Raw genomic sequence first — 3,917 nt, forward strand, 5'->3', positions numbered from 1 at the left:
TTGAATAGTTCCTGAAGTGATCAAAATCGCTGCTACTAAACAGGTAGCAGTACTCATATTTGCCCTTTTTTGACCACAGCCCTCTCGGAAACCTTTCCAGAGGCGTCAAACAGCCATAATCCAAAGGTCTCCTCAAACAATTAGCCGGCCAAGAGCGTCCATGACTACCAAAAAGCTGTACGCCAGCATCCAAAGATGTCGAAAAATGTCGACTTTGGATGCTGGTGTACATGTTTGGGTCGTATGAGTTGGGGCCCTGGACGGACAGAGCGTGCGTACTAGAGCAGGTTTTCCTGCACCCACGCGATGATGTCGCTCGATTCGTAGAGTGGTTTGCCGTCGATGAACAGGCAGGGAACCTGGCGTTTTCCGCCGACGGCGATGAGTGTCTGTTCGGCATCGGAATCGGTCGAGATATTGCGCTCGGGAATGGTCACGCCGTTATCGGCCAAAAAGTGCTTGACCTTTAAGCAATACGGGCAGCCGGTCATAACGTACAGCGCGAGCTCGTGATTAGTAGCCATAGGTCTCCAATCGGTTGAGGTTTTGATTGAAATACCCAAAGCCGCCGCGGTCTATGCGCGCGTCAACGAAGACTCGATGGCCTGGACCAGAAACGCCGTGGCTCCGGTGGCGCAGGGCTTGTCGTAGTAGTCAACAAAGCGCTGGTCGGCAAGATAACCGTGGGCGAGGCCCAGGTACGCCTCGTCTTGGGGCTCGCATCCCCAGTTGAGAGCAATCCAGCGACGATGCATCGCGACAAGCTTACGAGCCTCGTTGCTCTCTGGGTCGCCAATGCCCATGGCAATTGAGAGCTGGCCCAGAATAGCGCGTTCAAGTTCCTTCATGTCGTTCCATGTCTCGGGGTCCATGTCCAGCAACGCTTCGTTTGCTGCATCGATAGCCTCATCGCCGTAGCGCGCCCGCGCCTCGGCACCGTAGCGCGCCTCGTTTTCCTGCATGGTGCGCCAGCGCTCCAGTTGCGGCAGGACGGCGCCCATGAGCGAGACGGCTTCGTCGAGCGACATGCCGGTGTTTTGTGCCAGGCGCGGGGCACAATCCTCAATCATTGCCTCCATGGTGGTGTCATAGGTGTACTTGCCGTGGTCGTAGCACCACTTGCAGTAATGATCGGTCGCGGTGCCCGTGGCATCGGTGCCGCAGTCGTCGGGCGTGAGTATCATGCCGCAGCTCTGGCAATAGTGCTCAGGCATTTCGAGCAGGTGGGACAGCGGTTCTCCGGTTACGGCGGCGATGAGCTTCATCATGTCGATGCCCGGTGTGACCTCGCCACGCTCCCAACGGCTGACGGCTTGGCGTGTGACGAAGAGCTTGGCGGCGAGCTGCTCCTGGGTAAGGTGATGGGCGCGACGGACGGCGATGAGCTTTTCTGCAAAGGCCATAGCGGCTCCTTTCTGCTGGTTGATGGCTTAAGCATACGCGGCAGCAGGTGCCCTTCCAAGCAACCGTTGGTTGCACGACGGAGGACCGCGGCGAAGAATTGCGCGCAACGCCCCACGCCTCCATGCCGTACAATGACCGGCATGGAACCTATCGCACACATACATACCGACCTGCCGCAGAAGTTCGGCATCCCGCGCAACAGCTTTTTGGCGCCCCATCTGCAGGGGCGCATCGTCTTTGAGCCGGAATTTGCCTCCAACGCAGCAGTTGAGGGTCTGGATTCCTTCTCTCACTTATGGTTGCTGTGGCGCTTCGAAAACGGAACGCCCGGCGGCACGGCTAAGGACATAGCTGCCGATGCCAAGTTGCAGGACAGGTCCGGCACCAACGTCAAGTGGTCGAAAACCGTGCGCCCGCCGCGTTTGGGTGGAGCCGAGCGCGTGGGCGTGTTTGCCACGCGCAGTCCGTTTCGCCCTAATCCCATCGGTCTCACCTGCGTCAAGCTCGATCGTGTCGAATTCACCGATGATGGCCCCATCATTCATGTGCTGGGGGCCGACCTGCGCGACGGCACGCCCATCTACGACATTAAGCCCTACATTCCGTTTGCGGACTGTCACCCGGATGCGACCGGCGGCTGGATCGAGGACGCTCCGTGGCAAGAGCTCGACATCGAGTTCCCGCAGACGCTGCAGGATATGGTCCCGCCCGCAAAGCTCCCCGGCTTGGTCGAGGTCCTTCGCCAAGACCCGCGCCGCGCAGGCAGCAAGCACGAGCCAAACCGCGTCTATCACCTGGCCTTTGCCGGGCTCGACATATCTTTTACGGTCGATAAAGCCCAGCTAACCGTGGTCGCCGTCAACGACGCGCAAGACTAACCTACCATTCGTCCGCACCCGTCAAATTAAGCGCCAAACCCCATGCCAAAATCGCCCGTGCTGGTGGACAATAACGCCTACCAAAACAATCACTTTGCACGGGAGCTCAGCATGAAATACGACTTTAGCTCGCTTATCGACCGCCACGGCATGGACTCCATCGCCGTTGACTCTTGGGGCGAGATCCCCGGTATGGCTCCGAACGCACCCGACGAGGGCTTCGACCGCATTCCCATGTGGGTGGCCGATATGAACTTTGCCACGGTGCCCACGGTCCAGGAACACATCATTCAGCGCGCCCAGCACCCCATGTTTGGCTATTTCAATCCGCGCCCCGAGTACTTTGACCGCATCATCGAATGGCAGAGCCGCCGCAATGGCGTCGAGTGCCTGCGCCCTGAACATATCGGCTACGAAAACGGCGTGCTGGGCGGTGTCGTGTCGACACTGCGCGCGTATGTCCAGCCGGGCGATGCGGTGCTGGTCCACAGCCCCACCTACATCGGCTTTACCAAGTCCATCGAAGCCGCGGGTTATCGTATTGTCCACAGCCCGCTTAAGCTCGACGACCAGGGCGTGTGGCGTATGGACTTTGAGGACATGGAGCACAAGCTCGCCCAAAACCACATCCATGCCGCGGTGTTCTGCTCGCCGCACAATCCCTGCGGCCGCGTATGGGAGCGCGACGAGATTGAGCGCGCCATGGACATCTATTGCCAGCACGATTGCGTGGTGATCTCGGACGAGATTTGGTCCGATATCATTCTGCCGGGTCACAAGCATATTCCGACGCAGTCGGTGAGCGAGGATGCCCGCATGCGCACGGTTGCCCTCTATGCGCCGAGCAAGACGTTCAACCTGGCGGGCTTGGTCGGCAGCTACCACATTGTCTACAACGAGACGCTGCGTGACCGCATGTGCGCCGTGTCCAACAAGACTCACTACAATGAGATGAACGTCCTCTCCATGCATGCGCTGATCGGTGCCTACCAGCCGCAGGGCTACGAGTGGGTGGACGAGCTCAACCAGGTGCTTGCCGGCAATATCGAGTACTTCTGCGATTACGTGGACGGGCATTTTGAGGGCGTGTCCTATTCGCGTCCGCAGGGCACGTACATGGTGTTTCTGGACTGCACCGAGTGGTGTCGCGAGCATGGCCGCGATATTCAGTGGCTGCTCGACGAGGGGGCGCGCGTGGGCGTGGGATATCAGGACGGCCGCCCGTTCCACGGGCCCTGCCACATTCGCGTGAATCTGGCGCTGCCGCTTTCGCGCGTAAAGGAAGCGTGCGACCGCCTGGACCGCTACGTTTTTAATGCACGGTAAGTGAGCACTGCATGCGGGGCCTTCTGCCAAGTCGGCTGGAAGGCCCCACATGGTAAAACGTCTGTAGCCATTGGGCACTCGTGTGGTTTTGTTTGCTATTATTTTTTACCATTTCAGTCTGTAAACAGGATCGTATGGAGCTCGATGAAAAGATCCCGTCGCTCGGTTGCCATTTCGTTGTTTGTTGCGCTTGCAGTGGCGAGCGCTTTTGTCGTAGCGATAGCTGGCTGCTCCGGGTCGAATGACGGAGCCTCGACGTCTGCATTAGAAGGTCTGGACGCCTCACAAGCCAAAGACGACAACCTTAAG

Annotated in this window: 5 protein-coding genes; 2 read left to right on the top strand and 3 right to left on the bottom strand. The window is 58.7% G+C overall.

The annotated features are described in order from the left end of the window. Positions 1–278 precede the first annotated feature (278 nt). Both AB5Z25_RS06835 and AB5Z25_RS06840 read right to left on the bottom strand, forming a co-directional pair. On the bottom strand, positions 279–524 hold the full coding sequence (locus tag AB5Z25_RS06835) for a glutaredoxin family protein (protein ID WP_117763676.1): 246 nt from the start codon (positions 522–524) through the stop codon (positions 279–281). 51 nt (positions 525–575) lie between these two features. Next, a complete protein-coding gene (locus tag AB5Z25_RS06840) occupies positions 576–1,403 on the bottom strand; it encodes a TipAS antibiotic-recognition domain-containing protein (RefSeq protein ID WP_368135125.1) in 828 nt (275 codons plus the stop codon). Positions 1,404–1,544: 141 nt separating this feature from the next. On the opposite strand from AB5Z25_RS06840, the gene tsaA reads away from it, so the two are divergent. Both tsaA and AB5Z25_RS06850 read left to right on the top strand, forming a co-directional pair. Next, positions 1,545–2,282 (top strand): tRNA (N6-threonylcarbamoyladenosine(37)-N6)-methyltransferase TrmO, encoded by a 738-nt coding sequence (gene tsaA, locus AB5Z25_RS06845; protein ID WP_368135126.1) that lies wholly within the window; start codon positions 1,545–1,547, stop codon positions 2,280–2,282. 111 nt (positions 2,283–2,393) lie between these two features. Continuing rightward, entirely contained in the window at positions 2,394–3,608 is a 1,215-nt protein-coding gene (locus AB5Z25_RS06850; RefSeq protein WP_368135127.1) for a MalY/PatB family protein, read from the top strand. Positions 3,609–3,721: 113 nt separating this feature from the next. Here AB5Z25_RS06850 and AB5Z25_RS06855 read toward each other — a convergent pair. Further along, positions 3,722–3,917, bottom strand: a 196-nt coding sequence (locus tag AB5Z25_RS06855; RefSeq protein WP_368135128.1) for a hypothetical protein, incomplete at its 5' end; no start/stop codon positions are given.

It is taken from the genome of Collinsella aerofaciens (genome assembly GCF_040910325.1).
In the GTDB taxonomy this organism is placed as follows: Bacteria; Actinomycetota; Coriobacteriia; order Coriobacteriales; family Coriobacteriaceae; genus Collinsella; species Collinsella aerofaciens_BL.

Excerpts from the sequence above, each read along its gene's own strand:
- AB5Z25_RS06840 (WP_368135125.1), bottom strand. The coding sequence starts at position 1,403 with ATGGCCTTTGCAGAAAAGCTCATCGCCGTCCGTCGCGCCCATCACCTT.
- AB5Z25_RS06850 (WP_368135127.1), top strand. The coding sequence starts at position 2,394 with ATGAAATACGACTTTAGCTCGCTTATCGACCGCCACGGCATGGACTCC.
- AB5Z25_RS06835 (WP_117763676.1), bottom strand. The coding sequence starts at position 524 with ATGGCTACTAATCACGAGCTCGCGCTGTACGTTATGACCGGCTGCCCG.
- tsaA (WP_368135126.1), top strand. The coding sequence starts at position 1,545 with ATGGAACCTATCGCACACATACATACCGACCTGCCGCAGAAGTTCGGC.